17 protein-coding genes and 3 pseudogenes are annotated in these 24,701 nt (G+C 66.1%); 16 read left to right on the top strand and 4 right to left on the bottom strand.

The genetic code is table 11. The features are described 5' to 3' along the window. Positions 1-17 precede the first annotated feature (17 nt). From ASC92_RS23060 to rhmD, 4 genes are read left to right on the top strand one after another with little or no spacing between them, the layout of a single operon-like run. Positions 18-875, top strand: coding sequence for a fumarylacetoacetate hydrolase family protein (locus tag ASC92_RS23060; protein ID WP_056520428.1), 858 nt, complete (start codon positions 18-20; stop codon positions 873-875). Then, positions 872-1,633: an SDR family NAD(P)-dependent oxidoreductase gene (locus tag ASC92_RS23055; RefSeq protein WP_056520427.1), complete on the top strand. Its 762-nt coding sequence runs from the start codon at positions 872-874 to the stop codon at positions 1,631-1,633. The genes ASC92_RS23060 and ASC92_RS23055 overlap by 4 nt, the downstream gene beginning before the upstream one ends. A 53-nt stretch (positions 1,634-1,686) precedes the next feature. Next, complete coding sequence (locus ASC92_RS23050; protein ID WP_056520426.1) at positions 1,687-2,997, top strand: MFS transporter; 1,311 nt, start codon at positions 1,687-1,689, stop codon at positions 2,995-2,997. Between the two features lie 39 nt (positions 2,998-3,036). After that, on the top strand, positions 3,037-4,224 hold the full coding sequence (gene rhmD / locus ASC92_RS23045) for an L-rhamnonate dehydratase (protein ID WP_056520420.1): 1,188 nt from the start codon (positions 3,037-3,039) through the stop codon (positions 4,222-4,224). A 6-nt stretch (positions 4,225-4,230) separates the two neighbouring features. Here rhmD and ASC92_RS23040 read toward each other — a convergent pair. From ASC92_RS23040 to pip, 4 genes and pseudogenes are all read right to left on the bottom strand, one after another. Then, positions 4,231-5,123, bottom strand: a pseudogene (locus ASC92_RS23040) (DUF2167 domain-containing protein). An 85-nt stretch (positions 5,124-5,208) separates the two neighbouring features. After that, a complete protein-coding gene (locus tag ASC92_RS23035; RefSeq protein ID WP_056520419.1) occupies positions 5,209-5,895 on the bottom strand; it encodes a Fe2+-dependent dioxygenase in 687 nt (228 codons plus the stop codon). 26 nt (positions 5,896-5,921) lie between these two features. Next, complete coding sequence (locus ASC92_RS23030; RefSeq protein WP_082519693.1) at positions 5,922-8,222, bottom strand: TonB-dependent receptor; 2,301 nt, start codon at positions 8,220-8,222, stop codon at positions 5,922-5,924. 196 nt (positions 8,223-8,418) lie between these two features. After that, a complete protein-coding gene (gene pip, locus ASC92_RS23025) occupies positions 8,419-9,369 on the bottom strand; it encodes a prolyl aminopeptidase (RefSeq protein WP_056520416.1) in 951 nt (316 codons plus the stop codon). 147 nt (positions 9,370-9,516) lie between these two features. Between pip and ASC92_RS28250 the strand changes: the two genes are divergently transcribed. The 12 genes and pseudogenes from ASC92_RS28250 to ASC92_RS28735 form a co-directional block, all read left to right on the top strand. Continuing rightward, positions 9,517-9,978, top strand: a complete 462-nt coding sequence (locus tag ASC92_RS28250) for an ArsR/SmtB family transcription factor (RefSeq protein ID WP_157609119.1) — start codon at positions 9,517-9,519, stop codon at positions 9,976-9,978. Next, positions 9,864-10,328, top strand: coding sequence for an SRPBCC family protein (locus tag ASC92_RS23020; RefSeq protein WP_056520414.1), 465 nt, complete (start codon positions 9,864-9,866; stop codon positions 10,326-10,328). Before ASC92_RS28250 ends, ASC92_RS23020 begins: the two co-directional genes overlap by 115 nt. Before the next feature lie 101 nt (positions 10,329-10,429). Next, on the top strand, positions 10,430-10,615 hold the full coding sequence (locus ASC92_RS23015) for a hypothetical protein (protein ID WP_056520412.1): 186 nt from the start codon (positions 10,430-10,432) through the stop codon (positions 10,613-10,615). Between the two features lie 32 nt (positions 10,616-10,647). Beyond that, on the top strand, positions 10,648-11,751 hold the full coding sequence (gene aroC, locus ASC92_RS23010) for a chorismate synthase (protein WP_056520411.1): 1,104 nt from the start codon (positions 10,648-10,650) through the stop codon (positions 11,749-11,751). Then, positions 11,751-12,944 (top strand): MFS transporter, encoded by a 1,194-nt coding sequence (locus tag ASC92_RS23005; protein ID WP_056520410.1) that lies wholly within the window; start codon positions 11,751-11,753, stop codon positions 12,942-12,944. Before aroC ends, ASC92_RS23005 begins: the two co-directional genes overlap by 1 nt. Before the next feature lie 93 nt (positions 12,945-13,037). Continuing rightward, positions 13,038-15,227: a LamG-like jellyroll fold domain-containing protein gene (locus tag ASC92_RS23000; protein WP_056520951.1), complete on the top strand. Its 2,190-nt coding sequence runs from the start codon at positions 13,038-13,040 to the stop codon at positions 15,225-15,227. A 306-nt stretch (positions 15,228-15,533) separates the two neighbouring features. After that, entirely contained in the window at positions 15,534-18,365 is a 2,832-nt protein-coding gene (locus ASC92_RS22995) for a type VI secretion system Vgr family protein (RefSeq protein ID WP_056520408.1), read from the top strand. A 45-nt stretch (positions 18,366-18,410) separates the two neighbouring features. Further along, positions 18,411-22,138, top strand: a pseudogene (locus ASC92_RS22990) (DUF6531 domain-containing protein); the annotation flags it as partial. Positions 22,139-22,585: 447 nt separating this feature from the next. After that, positions 22,586-23,467: RHS repeat domain-containing protein (locus tag ASC92_RS22985; RefSeq protein ID WP_235505963.1), on the top strand; the 882-nt coding region annotated here is incomplete at its 5' end. Between the two features lie 3 nt (positions 23,468-23,470). Continuing rightward, positions 23,471-23,989: a hypothetical protein gene (locus tag ASC92_RS22980; RefSeq protein ID WP_162245737.1), complete on the top strand. Its 519-nt coding sequence runs from the start codon at positions 23,471-23,473 to the stop codon at positions 23,987-23,989. Between the two features lie 124 nt (positions 23,990-24,113). Next, positions 24,114-24,452 carry a hypothetical protein gene (locus ASC92_RS22975; RefSeq protein ID WP_235505962.1) on the top strand — a complete coding sequence of 113 codons (339 nt, stop codon included), beginning with the start codon at positions 24,114-24,116 and terminating at the stop codon, positions 24,450-24,452. A gap of 66 nt (positions 24,453-24,518) precedes the next feature. Beyond that, positions 24,519-24,701: pseudogene (locus ASC92_RS28735) on the top strand (hypothetical protein); the annotation flags it as partial.

Genomic DNA, 24,701 nt, shown 5'->3' with positions numbered 1-24,701 from the left:
ACATCAAGGAGACAACCATGAGACTGCTGCGATATGGCCCCGCGGGCCAGGAACGACCGGGCCTGCTCGATGCCGACGGGATCCTGCGGGACCTGTCGTCCTTTGCGCCGGACATCAACGGCGACGTGCTTTCACCCGCGAGCCTTGCCAGGCTCGCGGCGCTCGACCCGCAGGGCTTTCCGGCCGTGCAGGGCCAGCCGCGGCTGGGTGCACCGGTTGCAAACATCGGCAAGTTCATCGCGATCGGCCTGAACTACGCCGACCATGCGGCCGAGTCGAACCTGCCGCTGCCGACCGAGCCGACGGTCTTCACCAAGGCGATTTCCTGCATCGTTGGCCCCAATGACGATGTCACCATTCCGCGCGGGTCGGCCAAGACGGACTGGGAAGTCGAGCTGGGCTTCGTGGTCGGCACGCGCGCAAGCCATGTGCCGAAGGAACGCGCGCTGGAGCACATCGCGGGCTACGTGCTCGTCAACGACGTGTCCGAGCGCGCCTTCCAGATCGAGCGCGGCGGCACCTGGGACAAGGGCAAGGGTTGCGACACCTTCGGCCCGATCGGCCCCTGGCTCGTGACACGCGACGAAGTGGGGGATGCGCAGCAGCTGCGCATGTGGCTCGACGTGAACGGCCAGCGCCGCCAGACCGGCAACACCGCAACGATGGTGTTCGACTGCGCAACGATCCTGAGCTACCTGAGCGAGTTCATGACGCTGATGCCGGGTGACGTGGTCACCACTGGCACGCCGCCCGGCGTCGGCATGGGCATGAAGCCGCAGCCCGTGTACCTCAAGCCCGGCGACGTGATGGCCCTGGGCATCGACAAGCTCGGCACGCAGCGGCAGACGCTGGTCGCATGGAAGGAGGCCGCATGACCGCTGCCTTCTACGCCAACCGCTTCGCGGGCCGCCGCGCCATCGTCACCGGCGGTGCCGCCGGCATCGGCCTGACCTTTGCCACGCGTTTCATCGCCGAAGGCGGCTCCGTGAGCCTGTGGGACATGAACCAGGAGGCGCTGGACCAGGCGAGCGCCGCACTCGGCGCCAGGGCCTTCGGCGTCAAGGTCAACGTGGCCGACTGGAATGAGGTCGAGGCGGCGGCCGCAGCGTCTGCCGCGCAGCTCGGCGGCGGCATCGACGTGCTCGTGGCCTGCGCGGGCATCACCGGCCCCAACGTGCCGCTGGCGGAGTACCCGGTGGACCAGTGGCGACGGGTGGTCGACGTCAATCTGAACGGGCTCTTCCACTGCAACCGCGCGGTGGTGCCGTACATGCAGGCCGGCAACTACGGCCGCATCGTCAACGTGGCCTCGGTGGCGGGCAAGGAGGGCAATCCCAACGCCTCGGCCTACAGCGCATCGAAGGCGGCGGTGATCGGGCTGACCAAGTCGCTCGGCAAGGAACTCGCCAAGGCCAACATCACTGTCAACGCCGTGACGCCGGCGGCCGTGAAGACCGCGATCTTCGACCAGATGTCGCCCCAGCACATCGAGTTCATGCTGTCGAAGATTCCGATGGGACGCTTCGGCACGGTGGACGAGATCGCGGCGGTGATCGGCTGGCTCGCGAGCGAGGAGTGCTCGTTCACCACGGGCAGCGTGTTCGACGCCTCGGGCGGCCGCGCCACCTATTGAGGGCGCCGCGGCGCACCTCGAACAAACAAACATAAATACCGGAGACCTCGATCATGAATTCAATCGCCACGAGCACCGCGCTCGACAAGGTGATCGCCAAGGCGATCCGCCGCCTGGTGCCCTTCCTGCTGCTGATGTACGTGCTGGCCTTTCTCGACCGCGCGAATGTCGGCTTCGCCAAGAAGGCCTTCCAGCTCGATACCGGCCTGTCGGACGCCGTGTTCGCCTTCGGCGCCGGCGTCTTCTTCATCGGCTATGCGCTGTTCGAAGTGCCGAGCAACCTGATCATGCATCGCGTCGGCGCACGCGTCTGGATGTGCCGGATCATGGTGACCTGGGGCCTCGTGTCGGCCGCGCTCATGTTCGCACACAACGAGACCAGTTTCTACGCACTGCGCTTCCTGCTCGGCGTGGCCGAGGCGGGCTTCTTTCCCGGCGTCATCTACTTTCTCACGCGGTGGTTCCCGGCCAGGGCGCGCACACGCGTGATCGGCATGTTCTATTTCGGCGCGCCGCTCGCATTCATCTTCGGCAGCCCACTGTCCGGCCTGCTGCTCGAACTGAACGGCGTGGGGGGGCTGAAGGGCTGGCAATGGCTGTTCCTGGTCGAAGGCGTGATGGCGTCGCTGGTCGGCGTGTGGGCCTATTGGTACCTGGACAACAAGCCGCAGGACGCACGCTGGCTGTCCGCCGACGAGCGCTGGACGCTGGAGCGTGCCATCGATGCGGAAGAGGAACAGAAGACCGCGCACGGCCCCGCCACGGTGCTGAAGGCGCTGACCAATGGCCGCGTGCTGTTCCTCTCGCTGATCTACTTCCTGATCCAGGTCAGCGTCTATGGCGTGGTGTTCTACCTGCCGACCCAGGTGGCGGCCCTGCTCGGCAAGAACGTGGGGCTGCTGGTGGGCTTCGTCACCGCCATTCCCTGGGTCTGCGCACTGGTGGCCGCGTACTTCGTGCCGCGCCTGGCGGAGCGCAGCGGCAAGCATGCGCTGATCGCCCTGGTGGTGATGGCGATCTCGGCGGCCGGCATCGCGGTGTCGGTCAATGCAGCCTCGCCGCTCGTCGCACTGATCGCGCTGTGCTTCGCGGCCGCCGGCTTCATTGCGGTGCAGCCCGTGTTCTGGAGCTTCCCCACCGCGTACCTCGGCGGCGCGGCGGCGGCGGGCGGGATCGCGCTGATCAACTCGCTAGGCGCGATGGGCGGTTTTGTCGCCCCGAACGTCAAGACCTGGGCCGAGCGCGCCTTCGCATCTCCCAGCGCGGGGCTGAACCTGCTGGCGGCCACCACGGTGGTCGGCGCCATGCTGTTCCTGGCACTGCGCCAGACGCGCGGCGCCGCAGTGGCAAAGGCCGCCGCGTAGCACCGCCCTTCATCTCTCTGCTCGACGAAAGGACTTCCCATGAGCATGCCCATCATCAAGCACGTGCGCGCCTTCACCATCCGCGGTGGCGGCGCCGACTACCACGACCAGGCCGACGGCCACTGGATCGACGACCACATCTCGACGCCCATGAGCAAGTACCCCGAGTACCGGCAGAGCCGCCGCAGCTTCGGCCTCAATGTGCTCGGCACGCTGGTGGTGGAGATCGAGGCCAGCGACGGGACCGTCGGCTTCTCGGTCACGACCGGCGGCGACCTCGGCTGCTGGATCGTCGAGAAGCACCTGGCCCGCTTCGTCGAGGGCGCCAGCGTGACGGACATCGAGAAGATCTGGGACCAGATGTACAACGCCACGCTGTTCTATGGCCGCAAGGGCATCGTGCTCAACACCATCTCCGGGGTTGACCTGGCGCTGTGGGACCTGCTGGCCAAGGTCCGCAAGGAGCCGGTCCATGCGCTGCTCGGCGGCCCGGTGCGCGACGAACTGAGCTTCTACGCCACCGGCGCCCGGCCCGACCTCGCGAAGGACATGGGATTCATCGGCGGCAAGATGCCGCTGCACCACGGGCCGGCCGAGCGCGAGGAGGGCCTGAAGAAGAACCTCGATATGCTGGCCGACATGCGCGCCAGGGTGGGTTCCGACTTCTGGCTCATGCTGGACTGCTGGATGAGCCTGGACGTGGAATACGCCACGCGCCTGGCGACGGCCGCGCGCAACGAGTTCGGTCTCAAGTGGATCGAGGAGGCGTTGTCGCCCGACGACTACTGGGGCTACGCCGAACTGCGCCGCAACGTGCCGCGCGGCTTGCTGGTGAGCACTGGAGAGCACGAAGCCACGCGCTGGGGTTTCCGGCTGCTGCTGGAGATGGAGTGCTGCGACATTCTGCAGCCCGACGTCGGCTGGTGCGGTGGCATCACCGAGCTGATCAAGATCTCGAACCTGGCCGATGCGCACGGCAAGCTGGTGGTGCCGCACGGCTCGTCGGTCTACAGCTACCACTTCGTCATCACGCGCCACAACAGTCCGTTCGCCGAGTTCCTGATGATGGCGCCGAAGGCCGACGAGGTGGTGCCGATGTTCAACCCGCAGCTTCTCGACGAGCCGGTGCCGGTCAACGGCCACATGAAGGCCTCCGCGCTCGATGCGCCGGGCTTCGGCGTGCGGCTGAACCCGGACTGCGCGCTGCACCGTCCGTTTCCGAGGTGAGCGTGCCTAGCTGCTGTTGCGCTTGAACAGCTTCGCGATGCCCCACAGCGCCGCACCGCCCGCCACCACGGCCAACTTGGCGAACTTGGCCAGGAAGGCCAGCGCAATCGCGAACAGGCCCAGCTTCTTCACCGCCACGCCAGCCACCAGCGCGGCCAGGCCGTAGGCGGCGACCTTGTCGGTCGACGAATTGAAGTCCGCGTACTTCTTGCCGTCGTCGTACTGGATCGCGGCAAGCAGCTTGCTCGCGTCGGGTTTGTACTTGTCGAGGTCCTTGGCGTTGGTGATGAGGTTCAGGCTCAGGTAGCCGTCGCGGCCCAGCGCGTAGGTGTTGTAGTTGACGCCCTGGCTGCCGTCGGTGCTGCCCTTGCGCTGGGACAGGGCCGACCACACGAGGCGGTGCGATGCAGCCTCGTACTGCGGCTTCTGCGCCCAGCCCGTCACCTCGATGGCGGGGATGCTGCGCTTGGCGCGTTCCTCGTTCGCTGCCTCGGTGCCTTCCTTCAGGCTCTTGAGCAGGTCGTCGGCGTTCCAGTCCTTCGCATCGTCGTCCTTGATGTAGCCCTCTTTGACGAACTTCACGACGGCCATCCAGTCGGCGTCGTCGGCGGGGAAGATGGCGCCGACGAAGGTGTCGTCGGTGCACCCATGCTGCGCATCAACTGCGCGGCGGCGGGCGTCGGCACCCACACATAGCCCGCGGGCAGCTGCAGGTGGGCCTGGTCGCGCAGCACGATGTCGGCGGGGCCGGCTTTCTGCACGGCCTTGGCGGCCTTGAAGGCCGCGTCCCGTTCTGCTTCCAGCGAACTGGCGGTCGAAGCGGGGGCGGTCGGGGTGGTGCTGGTCGGCGATGCGGCGTGGCCGGTGTGGGCCACGAAAGCGGCGCACGCGAGCAGCACGCCGGCCGTCAGGCGGGTGGTTTGAATACGCAAGTTCTCTCTCCTCGGTTGTTGTCTGTTTGGCGAGCCGGAGGAGTTTAAAGAACTAGGTGTCGCTCCACTTCCTGAGCAGGTTGTGGTACGTGCCCACGAGCGTGCGGCGCGCCGATTCGTCGGCGCCGCTCTGGTTGAGCCGCTGGATCGCGTTGTCCATGTCGAACAGCAGCGCGCGGTCGCCCGCGTCGCGCACGAGGCTTTGCACCCAGAAGAAACACGCCACGCGCACGCCGCGTGTGATGGGCGTCACCTGGTGCAGACTGGTGGCGGGGTACAGCACCATGTCGCCGGCCGCGAGCTTCACGGTCTGCATGCCGTGCGTGTCTTCCATCTGCAGCTCGCCGCCGTCGTAGCTGTCGGCGTCCGACAGGAACAGCGTGGCCGACAGGTCGGTGCGCAGCTTGCGGCCGGTGCGCGGGTCGATGCGCACGCCGCCGTCCACGTGCAGGCCGAAGCGCATGCCTTCGCTGTAGCGGTTGAACATCGGCGGGTACAGCAGGTTCGGCAGTGCCGCGCTGATGAAGGTCGGGTGGCGTTCGAGCGCGCTCGCCACGATGGACTGGCATTCGTGCGCCACCGCCGAGCCTTCGTCGATCTGCTGGTTGAACTTGACCGGCGCGCCCTGGTGGCCCGCGGTGACGCGGCCGTCGACCCACGCATCGCCGGCCGCGTCGAGGCGCGCTCGGACCGCCGCGAGCGCTTCGCGGTCCAGGACGCCGGGGATGCAGACCAGCATGGCGAATCGTCTTCTTCTTCAGGGCCTCAAAGGCGGTAGGTGAGCGACAGCGTGGCGGCGCGGCCCGAGCCCGGCACTGCACGGCCGCCGTCGGAGGGGATCAGCGCGTCGTAGTAGTGGCGGTTGGCCAGGTTGAACAGGTTCAGCCGGATGTCGTACTTGGGCTGATGGTAAGCCACCATCGCGTCGAGGCGCGCGTAGCCGCCGACCTGCACGAGGTTGGTGTTGTTCGCGAAGCGCTTCGCGCTGTAGGTGGTGCCGCCGCCGATCTCCCACTCGGGCGTGATGGCGTAGGTGGCCCACAGGCTGGCCGCGTCCTTCGGCGTGTTGGCGGGCGTCTTGCCGAGCGTGCCGGGCGCGATGCCGTTGACGATGGTGGCGTCCAGGTGCGTGTAGGCGCCGAACAGCTGCAGCTTGTCGGTCACCCGGCCCGCGACACCGGCGCGCGCGCCGTTCACGCGCACCGTGCCGGTCGCGCTGTAGGTGCCGTCGCTGTTCTGCGAGCGCGCGTTGGTCTGGGTGATCTGGAAGGCGGCCGCGCTCAGCGAGAGGTTGCCGTCGTTCAGGTCCCACTTGCCGCCGAGTTCGTAGGCCTTGTTCTTCTGCGGCGGCAGCGGCTGCGTGCTGCCGGTGGTGGCGACCAGCTGTTCGAGCGAGGGGTTGAACGAGGTGCTGTACGACACGTAGTACGACTGCGAGGGAGTGGGCTGCCAGATCGCGCCGGCGCGCACGCTGGTGAAGTCGACGGTCTGGCTTTCGCTGGCGAGCGTGGTCGCGGTCGGGATGCTGTTGTAGACGCTTGCGCGGTAATGGTCCTGCCGCACGCCGGCCACCAGCTTCCATTGGGGGCCCAGCTCGATGGTGTCGTTGACGTAGCCGGCCACCGTGGTGGCGCTGGCTGTGGCGAGGTTGCCGGGCAGGCTGGGCGCGGTGCTCGGCGTGTTGCCCTGGTAAGGCGCGAGCAGCGGTGAGCATGTCGCGTAGCCGCTGGTGCCGCCCGCCGGGTTCAGCGCGACGCCGTTGCAGGTGCCGTTGCGGTAGTAGGCCTGGTTGTCGTAGGTGTCATGGCCCAGCTCCAGACCTGCGAGCAGCGTGTGCTTGATGGCGCCGGTCGTGAACTTCGTGTTGAGCTCGGTCAGGTTGAACAGCGACTTGTCGTGGATCGTGCGGTCATGACTTTGCTGGCGCACCCACAGGCTGCTCAGCGGCAGCGACGAGAACGCGGCCGCGGGCGCGGCCGTGGTGCCGGTGGAGAAGGGCGTGAACACACCCTTGGCCGACAGCGTGCCGATGCCCTGCGGCGCCGTCTCGCGCGCGTCGGTGGTCACGTCGTTGTACTGCGTCTGGTTGCGGATCGACGTGTCGGGCGTGAGCTTGTGCTGGATCACGGCGCTGAAGGCCTGGATGTCGGAGATCGTGCGGTCATCGCCGAAGCCATAGGCCGTGTCGCGGTCGACTTTGGCCGGGTGGCCGTTGAGCGGCGGCACGCCGTAGTCGGGCTGGTCGCGGTTGTGCTGCACCAGCGCCGAGAGCGTGACCTGCGTCGGCGTGTTGATGCCGAACTTCAGCGAGGCATCGAGGCCGAAGTCCTTCAGCTTCGTCTGCTCGCGCGTGCTGGCGTCGCCCTGCTGGCCCATGGCCGCGATGCGGAAGGCCGAGGTGTCGGACAGCGGGCGGTTGATGTCGATCGTCGAGCGCACGAGGCCCGTGGTGCTGGCCGACACCGAGACCTCGCCCGCGGGCGTGAGCGATGGCTTCTTCGTGACCTGGTTGATCACGCCGCCGGTGGAGCCGCGGCCGAACAGCATCGACGAGGGGCCCATCAGCACCTCGACCGATTCGAGCGCGAAGGTGTCACGGTAGTACTGGGCGCGGTCGCGTGCGCCGTCCAGGTAGATGTCGGTGCGCGCCGAGAAGCCGTTGAGGTTGATGTTGGTGCCGATCTGCCCGCCCTCGGCGCCGCCGATGGTCAGGCCCGGCACGTTGCGCAGCGCGCTCGCGAGCGAGGTGGCGCCTTGCGACTGCATCACGGCCTGGTTGATGACGGTGACGGACTGCGGCGCATCGCGCAGGTCGGCCGGCAGGCGGTTGAGCGAGGCGGGGTTGGCGCCGAAGCCGGTCTTGTCCTGCGCATCGTGGACCTGCACTTCGCGCAGCGTGGTGGGCACGGAGGTGCCGGCAGCGGACGAGGGCGTGGGGACGGGCGAGGACGCGGCGGGCTGCGCGACCTGTTGAGCGAACGCCGGGGGAAGGGAGGAAGCGCACAGGCCGATCAGGGCCAGTGCGATGGGCGTGCGGCGACGCATCGGGCGGGTGGGGGGAGTCATCGTGGAGCCTTCGGGAGGACGCAAACAAAAGCGTCGGCCGGCATTCTGACTGCGAATCACTCTTGTTTGAAATCTGCTGCACCAGGTGTATGGCCGAGGAGACAGCTACCCGTCTTTACATATGAAGTCAGGTTCCAGACAGGTTGGGTTGTCGGGAGTCAGGGTTGCATGCCGCGCCTCGACATGCGCCGACCCGCTAGCCTGCGAAACCGTCGGTCGCGCGCACCAGCCGGTCGAGGATGCCGGGCTCCGAATAGGCGTGCCCTGCGCCTTCGATCAGGTGGAACTCTGCTTCGGGCCAGGCCCTGTGCAGTGCCCAGGCGTAGCGCGCGGGGCAGGGCATGTCGTAGCGGCCGTGCACGATCACACCGGGAATGCCGTGCAGTTTGTGCGCGTCGCGCAGCAGCTGGCCTTCTTCGAGCCAGGCGCCGTGCACGAAGTAGTGGTTCTCCAGCCGCGCGAAGGCCAGCGCGAAATGATCGTCGGCATGCGTCTCGGCGAGCGCGGGGTTCGGCAGCAGGGTGATGGTCTCGCCCTCCCATACGCTCCAGGCGCGCGCCGCCTCGATGCGCGCCACCGGATCGTCGCCGGTCAGGCGCTTGCGGTAGGCCGCGATCATGTCGCCGCGTTCGGCCTCGGGAACGGGCGCCTGGAACTTCTCCCACTTGTCGGGGAACATCTCCGACACGCCGAACTGGTAGTACCACTGCAGCTCGGCCCGCGTCACGGTGTAGATACCGCGCAGCACCAGTTCGCTCACGCGCTCGGGGTGCTTCTGTGCGTAGGCGAGGGCGAGCGTGGAGCCCCATGAACCGCCGAACACCAGCCAGCGGTCGGCGCCCGCGCGCTTGCGCAGGCGCTCGATGTCGGCCACCAGGTGCCAGGTGGTGTTGGCCTCCAGGCCGGCGTGCGGCTGCGACTGGCCGCAGCCGCGCTGGTCGAACAGCATCAGGTCGTAGCGCGCCGGATCGAACAGCCGCCGATGCTCGGACGAGATGCCCCCGCCGGGCCCGCCATGCAGGAAGACCGCCGGCTTGGCGCCGGGCGTGCCCACGCGTTCGTAGCGGATGCGGTGGCCGTCGCCCACGTCGAGCATGCCGGTTTCGTAGGGTTCGATCAGGGGGTACAGCGGGTGCAGGTCGGGCATCGATGGTTCTCCTTTGGCGGTTGTTGGCGCTCCGAGGTCGAGCATATGGCCCCGGGGAAGGTGAGCGGCGGCAACGTGCCGGAGCTTGCCACGCATGTCGTCGAACACGGCTTGACGAGCCCGCAGGCCCTCCAGATACTCAACCGCATGGTTCACTCAACCGCTCACCCGGACGCCGTCACCCTCGACGTAGTCTTCGCCGCACTCTCCGATTCCACGCGCCGCGCGGTGCTCGAAACCCTGGGCGAACGCAGCCTCAGCGTGACCGAACTGGCCGAGCCGCACGACATGTCGCTCACCGGGTTCATGAAGCACCTGCGTGTGCTCGAGGATGCCGGCCTGATCTCGCGCACGAAAGAGGGGCGCATCGTGCGCTGCGCGCTGTCGCCCCGGCCCATGCAGGAGGCTGCCGTGTGGTTGTCGCGCTATGAAAGATTCTGGACCGGGCGCCTCGATGCACTGGCGCGCTTTCTCTATCACCAGGAGGAGACCGAATGGCGAACCCTTCCGCCCGAGACGCCGCCGAGCGTCCCTCGCTCACGCTCCGCCGGCACTACCGCGTTGCGGCCGACAAAGTCTGGCGCGCGTGGACCGACCCGCAAGCGCTGAAGCACTGGTTCGGGCCTGGGGAGATCGTCTCGGTTCCCATCGCTGAGGTCGACCTGCGCGTGGGCGGCCGCTTCCGCGTGGCCATGCTGGCGGCCGACGGTGAAACGCACGACGTGAGCGGCACGTATCTCCAAGTCGAGCCGAACCGCAAACTGGTCTTCAGCTGGGCATGGCGCAGCACGCCGGAGCGCGAGTCGCGCGTCACCGTGCGCATCGAACCCGATGCCGAGGGCTGCGAACTGGTGTTGCTGCACGAGCAGTTCTTCGACGAGGCTGCGCGCGACGGGCACAACCATGGATGGACCGGCGCTCTCCTCAAGCTCGAAAGCTGGCTGCTGCCGGCCGCGTAAAGCGTGTGCGCCCGAAGCCCCGGGTGCCGCCGCATTGCCGCAGCGCTGACGAAACCCCATACTGGGGCCATCCACGATGCGATAGACCAACGGAGCCTCCCATGAGCAACGAACTGCGCAAGAAGCTGCACGACCTGGCCGAACTCTGTGACAACACATCCGATCCGCAGACCAAGGCCATCATCGAGGCGATCCGGCTCCAGACGGCGGTGCTGAACGAACGGCTGTTTTCCATCGAGCTGCAGGTGGGCGCGCTGACCAAGCGCATAGAAAACACGACCGGCTGAGGGGCCGCCGCTTTGTAGGGATAATCCCGGCCATGAGCGGCAACACCTTCGGAACACTCTTCGCGGTCACCAATTTCGGCGAGTCGCATGGCCCGGCCATCGGCTGCGTCATCGATGGCTGCCCCCCCGGCATGGAACTCAGCGAGGCCGACATCCAGGCCGACCTGGACCGTCGCCGCCCCGGCACCAGCCGCCACGTCACGCAGCGCGCCGAGCCCGACGCGGTGCAGATCCTGTCCGGCGTCTACGAAGGCAAGACCACCGGCACCCCCATCGCGCTGCTGATCCAGAACACCGACCAGCGCAGCAAGGACTACGGGCAGATCGCCCAGCAGTTCCGCCCCGGTCACGCCGACTTCACCTACTGGAAGAAGTACGGCATCCGCGATCCGCGCGGTGGCGGGCGCTCCTCGGCGCGGCTCACGGCCCCCACGGTGGCGGCCGGTGCGGTCGCCAAGAAGTGGTTGGCCGAGAAATACGGCATGGTGTTCCGCGGCTGCATGACGCAGATCGGCGAAATCGCGATCCCGTTCGAGAGCTGGGACCACGTGCCCAACAACCCCTTCTTCGCGCCCGTGGCCGATGTGAGCGCGCTCGAGGACTACATGGACCGCCTGCGCAAGGCCGGCGATTCGTGCGGCGCGCGCATCCGCGTCACCGCCACCAAGGTGCCCGTCGGCCTGGGCGAACCGCTGTACGACAAGCTCGACGCCGAAATCGCCTACGCCATGATGGGCCTCAACGCGGTGAAGGCGGTGGAGATCGGTGCGGGCTGGGACAGCATCACGCAGCGCGGAACCACGCACGGCGACTCGATCACGCCCACCGGCTTCCTGAGCAATAACGCGGGCGGCATCCTGGGCGGTATCAGCTCGGGACAGGACCTCGAGGTGAGCATCGCGATCAAGCCGACCAGCTCGATCATCAGCCCGCGCCAGTCCATCGACATCCACAACAATCCCGTCGAGGTCGTCACCAAGGGCCGCCACGACCCATGCGTCGGCATCCGCGCGACGCCCATCGCCGAGTCACTGCTGGCGCTGGTGGTCATGGATCACGTGCTGCGCAACCGCGCGCAGTGCGGCGATGTACAGCAGGCTCCAGAAGCCACGTCGCCCCAGGCGTCCTTCCTGTAGTGTCCGCCCCGCCACCAGTGGCCGCCGGGCGCGGCCACCTGCTGGCGTTCGCTGGTCTGTCGGCCAGCTATTTCGCGCACATCGGCTTCTTCAATCCCTACCTGCCACTCTGGCTCAAGGACCTGGGGCTTCCGATCTTCACCATCAGCCTGCTGGCGTCGGTGCAGTCGATCACGCGGGTGTTCGCGCCGTACGCCTGGGGGGCGCTCAGCGACCACACGGGGCAGCGCGTCAAGCTGCTGCGCTTCAGCGCGGCGGTGGCGCTGCTCAGTTCCTTCGGGCTGTGGTGGCACGGCGGCGCCTGGTGGCTCGCGCTGGTGCTGCTCGTGATGTTCACCCACACCAGCTCGATGATGTCGCTCACCGAGGCCGCGATGGCGCAGCTGGTGGCCGGCGACTGGGGGCGCTACGGGCGCATCCGGCTGTGCGGCTCGGCCGGCTTTTTGCTCACGGTGTTTGTGGCGGGCGAGTGGTTCGAGCGCTTCGGCATGAAGCACTTTCCGGCCTGGGCGGCCGGCACGCTGGCCATCGTGCTGCTCGCGACGATGAAGCTGCCCGACGTGCGCGAGCCGCCCGCGGCCCACGATGCGGTGAGGGCGCCCATCGGCCCGGTGCTGCGCAACCCGGCGGTGCGATGGTTCTTCGCGGCATTGTTCTTCCAGGTGATGTCGCACTTCTCGGTGTATGCCTTCTTCTCGCTGTATCTCGATTCGATAGGCTACGGCAAGAGCACCATCGGCCTGCTGTGGGCGCTGTCGGTGGTGGCGGAGATCGTGTGGTTCTTCCTGCAGGGCCGGCTCATCGGCCTGATGCCGATGCCGCGCTGGATGCTGGTGTGCGGCATCGCGGCCGTGGCGCGGCTGGGGTTGACGGCAGGGCTCGGCGGCTGGATCGCGGCGCTCGTCGTGGCGCAGTGGCTGCATGCGCTGAGCTTCGCGGCGCACCACACGACCTGCATCGCTGTGGTGTCGCGCCGCTTCCCCGGCCATCTGCGCGGACGCGGCCAGGCGCTGTTCACGGTGATCGGCTATGGCTTCGGCGGTGTGCTGGGCGTGCTGCTTGGTGGCGCGGTCGCGCAGGCCTTCGGCTACCGCACGATGTTCACCGCGGCTGCGCTGCTGGCGGTGCTCGGCAGCCTGTGCGCATGGCGGGTGATGAAGCTGGAGCCGATGGAGCGAGTGCGCAACGCCTGAAGGCGAACCGGTGCACCGAAGTGTCACGGGCCTTGCACGCCCGTGTCATCGCAGCCTCCTACGCTGCGCGCTTCGCAATTTCTCCTCATTCCCATGTCCGTTTCCGACGATACGCGCGGCGCCCGCGCGCCGCGCATTGCCGCGCCTGCCGAACCGAGCAACACCCCATCGAATGGCAGTGACCACCACAGCACCCCACCGCGCCGCCAGGTGCTCAAGCTTGGCGCATCTCTGCTGACGGTCGGCGGCAGCAGCGCCTTGCTTGCTGCCTGCGGTGGTGGTGGCGGTGGTTCACCCGCCTTCGGTCCGCTGCCCGCGCCCGCGCCTGCGCCCACGTCGGCACCCCCGCCGTCCGCGCCACCGGCCGCCGCTGCCAAGATCTCCAGCTTCGCACTCGCCGTGATGCCCGACACGCAGTTCTATGCGCGCTACGCCACCGCCGCCGAGAGCGACCAGTACGACAAGCGCTTCGGCAGCGCACCGTTCGCCGCGCAGACGAAATGGATCGCCGCCAACGCCAAGGCGTTGAACATCCCGTTCACCATCCATCTCGGCGACGTGGTCGACCAGGTCGGCAAGCCCGACCAGTGGAAGGTGGCCGATGCCGCCATGAAGGTGCTCGAAGACGCGAAGCTGCCCTACAGCGTGCTCGCCGGCAACCACGACGTGCTGAAGGATTTCGACTACAGCATCGACCCCGTCGGCGGCACCGATGCCGACCGCGACCCCACCAAGGAGCCCTACATCCAGTGGTTCGGCCCCGAGCGTGCGAAGAAGCAGGCCACCTTTGGCGCACGCGACCCGAGCGGCTTTCACGAGTACCACGTGTTCGACGCGCAGGGCCAGAAGTTCATGGTGCTGTCGCTGTCGTGGCGCATCTCCACCGCGGGCATTGCCTGGGCACGCCAGGTGATCGCGAGCAACCCGACGCTGCCCGTCATTCTGGTGAACCACCAGTTGCTCAACATCGACGCCGACGGCAAGAGCCCGCTCGAAACCGACTACGGCAAGATGCTGTGGGAGAAGCTGATCCGCGACAACGACCAGATCTTCATGACGCTCAACGGCCACCATCACGGCGCCGCGCACCTCACGAAGACCAACGACTTCGGCCACAAGGTCGAGGAGATGGTGGTCGACTACCAGATGGCCTACCAGGGCGGCAACGGCCTGATGCGCCTCTACGAGTTCGACCTGACGAACAGGCAGATCAAGGTGCTGTCGTTCTCGCCTTGGGTGCCGCAGAAACCGGCCAATACGCTAAATACCTTCGACCAGGCCGTGCTCACCACCCCCAACGAGGCCTTCGTCATCGACATGGACTTCGCGCAGCGCTTCGCCGGGTTCAACAAGAGCTTCGGCACCGGCAGCGCCACCATCGACAACTCCCTGGTGGACCAGGCCCGCGCGATGATCCTGGCCAACTACAAGGACCCGGCAATGGTCGAGCAGCGGCCCGCCGCGAATTCGGACGACTACCCGAAGGTCGCGAACACGCTGGCGCACTGGCGCTTCTTTGGCGGCGCGGTCAACCAGCCTGTGCTGCCGGGCACGGTCGTCGCAGACGTCACGGGCAACAACCCGTTGCACCGCGATGCGCTGAACCAGGGCGGCGTGGTGGGAGCCGCCGATGGCGACATCGTGTGGACCGACGACCGCCATTACCTGTCGGCGGCGCCGGGCTCGGTGCGCTTCCTCAACACCAACAAGAACACGCCGCGGCTGAGCTACTTCCTCACCGACGTGGCGGCGCCGATCAACGCGCAGACGCTGGAGAACGGCTACACCGTCGAGGCCTTCATCAAGATCGACAAGAGCTGGACCAGCGGCAACCAAGCGTGGATGAACATCATGACGCGCGACGGCCGCCGCGGCGATCTTGCTGGCTACTCGGGCGGCGACCCGGAGTCCCCGCCGATGCTGTTCGCCATTTCGAGCCTGCGCGAGGTGCAGTGGGAAGTGGTGCCGAGCCCGGCCGGCACGCGCGCGCCCAAGGCCAATTGGTCGGGCGAAGTGATTGCCGACCGCTGGGTGCACGTCGCGATCGTGAACGACCCGGTGTCGCACGACACCACGATGTACGTCGAAGGCGCGCCGGTGCTGCGCAATGCGTCGGCCATCCCGGGCCTGGCCACGCTTTCGGCCACCTCGCCGTGGGTGGTGGGCGGCGGCTCGTGGGACGGTGCTCGCGCCGACGGCTTCTTCGGCAACATCGGCGAGGTGCGCGTGGCGGCGGCGGCTTTGACGCCCGCGCAGTGGCTGACGGCGCGCAAGGCGGCCTGAGCCATTGGATTTCTTGCGGGGATGAATTGCGGGGCTGATCCCGGGAGCATGGGATTTTTGCTATTGCGCACGGGTCTGCAATAACCCGCTCGAGTTGCCGATCGCCAGCAAGGCCTTTGATTGGGCTGCGCTGTCGGTCGGCCGCATCTTCATTTTTTGCATTGGGTCTTACGCAAATTGACCATTTAGAATAATTGGAAAGGTATTTCACGGGGAGGTGAGCATGACGCTCATTATTAAAACAATATTCTTATTGGTTTCATTGCATTTGGGTAATTTGGCTTATTTGCCAGATCCCGCGGCGCAATGACCCGCCGCGTCAGCATCCAGACGCCGCTGGGCGAGGCGTTGCAATTTCGCCAATTGGTGGGTCGCGAAGCGCTGAGCCAGCTGTACGCGTTCGACATCGAGCTGCTGGGTAACAGCAACGGCATCGACCCCAAGACACTGCTCGGCAAGGCCGTCACCGTGTCGGTGGAAACCGAGGGCGGCGTGCGCTACCTGGGCGGCATTGCCACGCGCTTCGGCCTCGAGCAGGAAGACGCGCGCCATTCCTTCTACCGCCTGGAATTGCGTCCCTGGCTGTGGCTGGCCACGCGGCGCAGCGACTTCCGCATCTTCCAGGGCAAGAGCGTGCCCGACATCTTGATGGAAGTGCTTGGCAGCTACGGCTACCCCATCGAGAAGAAGCTCACGCGCGGCGACTACCGGCGCTGGGACTACTGCGTGCAGTACCACGAGAGCGACTTCAACTTCGTCTCGCGCCTGTGCGAACTCGAAGGCATCTACTTCTACTTCAGGCACGAGGCGAGTCAGCACGTGCTCGTGTTCGCAGACGACATCGCAAACTCGCACAACCCGCTGCCCGGCGGGGAAGAGGTGCGCTACCACCCGCTGGAAAAGTCCGGCATGGGCCAGCGCGAGCGCATCTACGCGTGGGAGATCGCCGAAGAGGTGCGGCCCGGCCACCACTACAACGACGACTACGACTTCGAGAAGCCCAAGGCCGAGCTGTCGCACCTGCGGCAGATGCCGCCCGGGCACGACCACGACGCCTACGAGAACTACGAATGGCCCGGCGGTTTCGTGCAGCACGGCGACGGCGAGACCTATGCGCGCATCCGCAACGAAGAACAGCTCAGCCAGCGCAACCGCGTCACCGGCCGCTCCAACCTGCGCGAGCTGGCCACCGGCCATACCCTGCGGCTGACTGGCCACCCCAAGGCCGACCAGAACCAGCAGTACCTGCTCGTGGGCGTGAGCTACCACCTGCAGGAGAACCTGCAGGCCAGCGAAGGAGCCGACGGCACCGAAGGCTCCGTGCAGCGCTTCGCCTTCGACGCGCAGCCCACCAGCTACGCGTGGCGCCCGCAGCGCACCACCCCCAGGCCGCGCACGCGCGGGCCGCAGACCGCCAGGGTGGTGGGTCCGGCGGGCGAGGAGATCTGGACCGACCAGTACGGGCGCATCAAGGTGCAGTTTCACTGGGACCGCATCGGACAGGAGAACGAGCACTCCAGTTGCTGGGTGCGCGTGTCCACCGCATGGGCCGGCGCCACCTTCGGCATGACCAGCGTGCCGCGCATCGGCATGGAGGTCATCGTCGACTTCCTCAACGGCGACCCCGACTACCCCATCGTCACGGGCTGCGTGCACAACGCCGACACCATGCCGGCGTGGGAGCTGCCCGGGCAGAAGTACCTGTCGGGCATCCGCAGCCGCGAGTTGGGCGGGGGCCGAGGCAACCACATCGTGCTGGACGATACGACGGGGAAGATCCAGGCGCAGCTGCGCAGCGATCACCAGGCCAGCCAGTTGAGCGTGGGGCATATCGGGCGCATCGAGGACACGGCTGGGCGCAAGGAGCCACGAGGGCAGGGCTTCGAGCTGCGCACGGATGGGCATGGGGCGGTGCGTGCGGGCAAGGGCCTGCTGGTCACGACCGAGGCGCGGGCGAACGCGCAGGCGCATATGACCGACATGGGCGAGACCGTCGCGCGGCTCACACAGGGGCGCGACCTGCACGAGAGCCTTGGCGAGGTCGCGCGCAATGCCAAGGCGCACGAAGCGGGCGACCAGGATGAGGTTGCCAGGGGCCTGAAGGAGCAGATCGATGCGATCAAGGGGCAGGGCGGCAACAGGGGGCAGGGAGAGTTCCCCGAGTTCCAGGAGCCGCACCTCACGCTGGCCAGCCCCGCGGGCATCCAGAGCACGGCGCAGGGCTCCACCCACATCGTGAGCGTCGAGCACACGGCCATCACCAGCGGTGCGCATGCAAGCTTTGCGGCGGGCAAGAGCTTCCTGGTCAGCGCCAAGGATGCGGTGCGCATGGTCGCCTTCAACAACGGCATCCGCATGGCCGCCGCTGCAGCCGACATCGACATTACGGCGCTGAAGGACAGCATCAACGKSGGCACCAGCTACACGCGCTGGAATGCCGGCGGCATCGAGAGCGGGACCAATGGCCTGTGGCGTGCGCATGCCTCGTCGCATTCGATGGTGGGGCCGAAAAGCGATGGGCAGCCGCGGCTGCCGCAGCCGACGCAGCTCCCCAAGGGGCAGCTCGATCTGTACCACCAGTACATCAAGGGCGACGGCGCCAAGCGGCTCGGCGTGCGGCAGGGCGACTACACGGTGGTGGATTCCGAAGGCGCCACGCACAACGGCACGCTCGACGCCAACGGCTTCGCCTCGGTGTCCGGCCTGCCACTCGGGCAGGCGAAGGTCGTCTTCGGCAACGACCCGAGCGATCCGTGGGACAAGGGCAACTATTTCGCCCAGGCGGACCGCTGGCCGGCAAAGCCTGCAAGCGAGAACGCGGCCGAGTCGGAAGGCGGGGGCACGAGCTTCCTCGGCGGGCTGGGCCAGACGGGCGGTGCGCTCGGCAAGGCGGGCGGCGTTGTGAGCCAGGCCGGCCAGGTCGCAGGGACGGCGCAGCAGGCCGTTGGCGCCGCGCAGGCGATTCAACAAGGCGGGGCCAAGGCGCTGCTCGGCCAGGCGGCCACCGGCATGGCCACACAGGCGATCGGCTCCAGGTTGCCCGCGGGGCTGCCCAGCCTCAAGGCCAGCACGCTGATGGCTGGCGTCCCGAAGCTGCCGGGCGGCGTGCCAGGACAGACACCGGGATTCGTGGGCTGAGCTTCAGCACCGCATCGACGACACAAAAAAAACAGGGAAATAGAGATGGCTGATCAGGCCCCACAGAACAACTCGCAGGGCAACGAGCGCGAACGCCAGACCGCGGTGGCACCGCTCAACACCATTGGCGCGGAGGACATCGGCGCTGGAGCCGCCAAGATCGACAAATGGCTGCGCAAGCTCACCAACGACTACGTCACGCTGAACGTGTTGACGACCTTCGCGGGCAGCCTGCCAGTCATCGGCAACATCATGGCGCTGATCGATGCCGTGTGGGACATCGTCGAGATGGTCACCAAGAAGGCCTACACCGACGTTTTGCAATGGGTCAGCCTCGCGATCAACCTGCTCGGTGTGATTCCGTTTCCGCCGAGCACGGGCGCCGCGCGCATGAGCCTGCGGCCCATGCTGCACCTGCTCAAGCAGGAGATCGCGAAGACGGCGAAGAACGTGGTGCCGAACCTCGGCGAGGCGTTCGTCGCCGTCCTGATCACCCACCTGAACGACACCATCGCCGGCACGCTCGACAAGTTCGTGGACGAGGCACTGGGCTATCTCGACGACTTTCTGCACTCCTGCGCCGAGAAGGTCGACGGCATTGTCGATGCGCTCATCGGCGCGCTGAAGATGGCGCTGGGCGAGAAACCGCTGTTCGCGACCGGCGCGCAGGCCGAGAAGAAGACCTACGACCCGAACACCCAGAGCACCTGGGGCCGCATGGTCGGAGCCGTTTCGAAGGCGGCAAAGAACTCGGCCAACTATGCGGCGGCGACGGCGAGCCACTATGCCTTGCCCGACAGCGCCAAGGCCCTGATCCGGGGCACCGTCGCCAGCCTGACCGACGTGAAGGGCATGGCGCGGCAGCAGATCATGCGGATGGCCGACGAGAACGTGCAGTACGGCATCAAGTGGATGATCCGGATACTCAAGAATGCGCTGCTCAAGCGCAAGGGGAAGTTCGGCGCGAACATCTCCGCGAGCAACGGGGCGAAGGTCGAGAGCAAGAAGCCCGGCGGGGAGCTGGGTGCGACGTCCGCCCAGGTTCCCGCCAGCGGCGACCCCGGCTGCAAGAACTGCGCGATCTCCGGTGCCGGCGGCGCCATCAGCCTGGCCACGGGCTGCGAGAGCTTCAACCACACCGACTTCGTGCTGGGCGCGCCCCTGCCGATTGCCTGGACGCGCACCTACCGCAGCGATCTTGGCGCATTCGACAACGCCAGCCTCGGCGCGCGCTGGATCACCCCGTACAGCACGCGCGTGGACATCGCCAAGGCCATCAAGGGCCGCCGTCAGGGGCAGATGAGCCTTATCTATCGCGGCGCCGATGGCCGCAGCCATGCGTACCCCTTGCTCGCCGTGGGGCACAGCCACCGTGACCCCATCGAGGAAGTGACGCTCACCCGCCTGAGCGACACGCTCCTGGCGTTGGACTTCGGCAAGCCCATGCCGGCCGGCGCGCCCAGCGACTGGCGCGAGACCTACGAACTCGTCGACACCGTCGCCGCCAAGGCCGGGACGCAGGGCAAGCAGCATTTCCGCCTGGTGGCGCAGCACGCCACCGGCGGCGCCGCCATCGGGCTGCGCTACGACCATGTGATCGCCACAACCGGCGAGCAGGTGCTCAGCGACATCGTCAGCAAGCAGGGCGAGGCCGTCATCGCCCACGTCGGTACGCAACCAGATGCGCAGACCGGCCTGATCAAGTCGTTGTGGGAACTGAAAGACGGCCAGGTCGTTCGCCAGCTGGCCGCCTACACCCACGACGTCGTCGAAGGCGACCTCGCCACGGCCCAGGACGAGAACGGCGGCGGTTGGCAATACAGCTACAGCCACCACCTCGTGACGCGCTACACCGACCGCACCGGCCGCGGCATGAACCTGCAGTACGACGGCACCGGCGTCGACGCCAAGGCCGTGCGCGAATGGTCCGACGACGGCAGCTTCGCGCTCACGCTGGAGTGGGACCGGAACATCCGCCTCACCTACCTGACCGACGCCATCGGCGGCGAGACCTGGTACTACTACGACGTGCTGGGCTACACCTACCGGATCATCCACCCGGACAAGCGCGAGGAATGGTTCCTGCGCGACGACGCCAAGAACATCACGCGCCACATCCACACCGACGGCACCACGGACGACTACGTCTACGACGTCAACGGCAACCTGAAGACCCACACCCGCGCGGACGGCAGCAACGTTCACTACGAGTACGACGCGCGCCACCGGATGGCGGGCATCCTCGATCCCGAAGGCGGGGTCTGGAAGCGCGAGCACGACGCCAACGGCAACCTCACTGAAGAGATCGACCCGCTCGGCCACAAAACCGAGTACGCCTACGACGAGGCTGGCCGACCCGTGCGCATCACCGACGCCAAAGGCGGAGTGAAGAAGCTCGACTACACGCCAGCCGGCGAACTCGCAAGCTACACCGACTGCTCGGAGAAGACCAGCCACTGGGCATACGACAGCCGCGGGCGCCTCGTCAAGGCCACCGATGCGGCCGGCAATGCCACCCGCTACCGCTACACCCCCGTGGGCGAAGCTGCAGCACACGGCGACGGTAACCATCCCGGCCAGCTCGAGGAAATCGCGCTGGCCGATGACAGCCGCGAACACTTCGCGCACGACGCCGAAGGTCGTCTGCTTGCACACACCGATGCGCTCGGGCGCCGCACGCGCTACAGCTACACCCGCGCCGGCCTCGTCACCGGGCGCACCGATGCCGCGGGCCGTACGCTCAAGTACCACTGGGACCTGCTGGGCCGACTGAGCGAGCTGCACAACGAGAACGGCAGCCGCTACGACTTCCGCTACGACCCGGTCGGCAGGCTGCTCGAAGAGACCGGCTTCGACCGCAAGTCCACGCAGTACCGCTACGACGAAACCAGCGGCGTGCTGGCCGAGGTCGTCGAAGCCGGGCACCGCACCGAGCTGGAGTTCGACCCGCTGGGCCGCCTGAGCGAGCGCAAGGCCGGGGAGCAGGCCGAGCGTTTCGCGTACGACGGCAACGGGCGCCTGATCGAAGCCACGAACAGCGATGCCCGGCTGCAATGGTTCTACGACCGCGCGGGCAACCTCGTGCGCGAGCACCAGCACTACCTGGACGAGAAGCACACGGCCGTCTGGCAGCACGGCTACGACGAACTCAACCAGCGCGTGACCACCATCCGCCCCGACGGCCACATCACGCAATGGCTGACCTACGGCTCCGGCCACGTGCACGGATTGCTCATCGACGGGCAGGACATCCTGGGCTTCGAGCGCGACGACCTGCACCGCGAAATCGGACGGGATCAGGGCAATGGACTGCACCAGGGCCAGAAGTACGACCCGGCTGGCCGCCTGCTGGAGCAGCAGATTTCTCAGACCAGACCTGGTGCCATCGAAGCCAATGGCATTCGCCGCATCTACCAGTACGACAAGGCCGGTCAGTTGACGGCTATCGGCGACAGCAGGCGCGGCAATCTGAACTACCGCTACGACCCGGTGGGGCGCTTGCTCGAAGCCAACAGCCGGTTGGGCCGCGAGACCTTCGCCTTCGATCCGGCGGGGAATATCGGCGATGCCGGTCAGGATGTCGGAGCTGCGACCGATGGCCGAGTCACCACCCGTGTGGCCGTCAGTCTCGACAGCCAGGGCCGCAGCATGGCCGGGCGGTTGATGGACAACCTGCTCAAGAGCTACGCCGGCACCTTCTATTCGTGGGACGAGCGCGGCAATCTGGTGGAGCGTGCCCGCAATGGGGAAACGACCGCCTTCACGTGGGACGGNGCTCAAGAGCTACGCCGGCACCTTCTATTCGTGGGACGAGCGCGGCAATCTGGTGGAGCGTGCCCGCAATGGGGAAACGACCGCCTTCACGTGGGACGGYTACAACCGCATGCGCAGCGCGACCACCTACGGCARGACAACGACYTTCRGCTACGACGCGCTGGGCCGGCGCATCGCCAARCGCACAAGCGATGCAGTGACRTTGTTCGGCTGGGACGGCGACACGCTGGCCTTCGAGAGCACGCAGAGCACCGARGGGCAGCAGGAGTGGGCCTGGCGCGGCGACAGCGTGCACTACATCCACGAGCCCGGCTCGTTCGTGCCGCTGTTGCAGATCCGGCAGGCYCATGCTGTCGAACTGAGCGAGACGACGGACGTGAAGGCGCTGATGGCCGGCAACGGCGGGCGCTACGACATCGAGCAGGACCCGCTATGGAACGGGCAGNTGGCGCGGCGACAGCGTGCACTACATCCACGAGCCCGGCTCGTTCGTGCCGCTGTTGCAGATCCGGCAGGCTCATGCTGTCGAACTGAGCGAGACGACGGACGTGAAGGCGCTGATGGCCGGCAACGGCGGGCGCTATGACATCGAGCAGGACCCGCTATGGAACGGGCAGCAGCAGAGAACGCCGGAGGCCTTCGCGAAGGAAGAGATCGCGTTCTACCAGTGCGACCATTTGGGCACGCCGCAGGAGCTGACGGACCATGAGGGGCGCATTGCCTGGTCGGCGAGCTACAAGGCGTGGGGTGAAGCCAAGCAGGCGATCAGCGAGGCGGGCAGGAAGGCCGGGTTCAGAAATCCGATTCGGTTCCAGGGGCAGTATTGGGATGAAGAGACTGGGTTGCACTACAACCGGTATCGGTACTACGACCCGCAGAGCGGGAGGTTTGTCAGCCATGACCCGATTCGCTTGGCTGGCGGAATTAATTTGCAAGAGTATGCGTTCAACCCGTTGGAATGGGTGGACCCGTTGGGATTGGCAAAGGTCGGAAAGGCTGGGCGATATCACGGACCAAAGCCGGAGTACACGAATCCGGGCCACCACGATACGACGTCGCCTGATTTCCGTGGGGGAAGAAAGACATCGAAGCTGCCTTGCCATCATGAAGCATTGGCCTCTCGTGCTGTGCCCGATGCCGAAGGAAAGCACTGGTACGCGGTCGATGATAAGGGGGTCTACCACCGCTTTGGGAATAGCAACGACGGAACCATGCATTGGAACGGCGACTCGGTTCAAAATGGCGGTTTTCCCGTACCTCCGGCTGTTCAAAAACGGTTGGATGGATTGGTAAGAGATGGCAGGACTGTTAAAGCCAATTGCCCATAAATCATGAAAAATATTATTGAAATTTCTACTCGAAGATCGAGTGATGGTCGATACGTATTTGTTGATCGAATGCTGATCTCCATAGAAGATTTGACTTTTGGCGAGGAAGGAGCGGTCTCCGTTTCAGGTCTGATGATAGGGGCAATAGATGATCTACTTTCAAATATTGAGAAGCAAAAAATCAACATTGATTTTGCAAGGAAGGTCTTTGATCGAAAATTGCCAGCGGCTCATTTTTTTCAGCTGTTGCACGATGCGTGTTGGAAAGAGGGGGGTTGGCCAAAAGATTTGCGTGGCAGTGAAATAGCCCCTGCGGCATATATTGGCCTTCCCGTCGGCACTGAAATATTTGATGCAGATGAGGCCTATTTTGTTGTTCTGGATTTGGAGAGGGCAATCTTGTTTGCTAAAAACAAGATTGAAAACGAATTTGTTGCGCTGAAGATGGATGTGCGCGACTATGTGAAAATTTGGGAGCAGGCGAGGGCGGAGATTGTTCTCGAGAAGAGTCAAAGTGGATGACGAAGTTCGAGGGAGTGAGTTTTCATTCGAATTTTTGGACAACCAACTAGGGGAATTGAGGCTTTGATATATGAGGCAAATTTTCCCTAACTACATCCGTGAGTTGGACTGCTACCTGGGGTCCATGAGCGACGACGATCTGGTGGACTTCTACATCAACGATGCCGATTGCCGCTCCCAGTTTTTTGGCGCGATGAAGGCCGACTTCGATCGCTTCGGTCCTTTGAGCAAGCGGCGGGTTTTGGAGGCCATCGAGTTCATCCTATCGTCGGGTCAGATCGACAAGTTTTGGGGGTACGTTTTGCCGCATGCAGTACCACTTGATGAGGTCGAAGACAAGCCGGGCTATTTGCGCGCGCTCTACGAGAAGTTGGCGGGGCGAGAGCCGCTGCTAAGAGACTTCGACTCGGATGTGGAATTGGTCGATGCCATCGGGCCGCACGGCATCGATGTCAGGCAATAGAAGTCAAACGCGCAAAAATCGGCGGAGTCGAAGACCGGTTCCCCCACTTACGGCAAGACAACGACCTTCAGCTACGACGCACTGGGCCGGCGCATCGCCAAGCGCACAAGCGATGCAGTGACGTTGTTCGGCTGGGACGGCGACACGCTGGCCTTCGAGAGCACGCAGAGCACCGAGGGGCAGCAGGAGTGGGCCTGGCGCGGCGACAGCGTGCACTACATCCACGAGCCCGGCTCGTTCGTGCCGCTG

The sequence above is a fragment of the Variovorax sp. Root411 genome (assembly GCF_001425205.1).
In the GTDB taxonomy this organism is placed as follows: Bacteria; Pseudomonadota; Gammaproteobacteria; order Burkholderiales; family Burkholderiaceae_C; genus Variovorax.
This window is presented reverse-complemented; position numbering and strand designations above follow the sequence as displayed.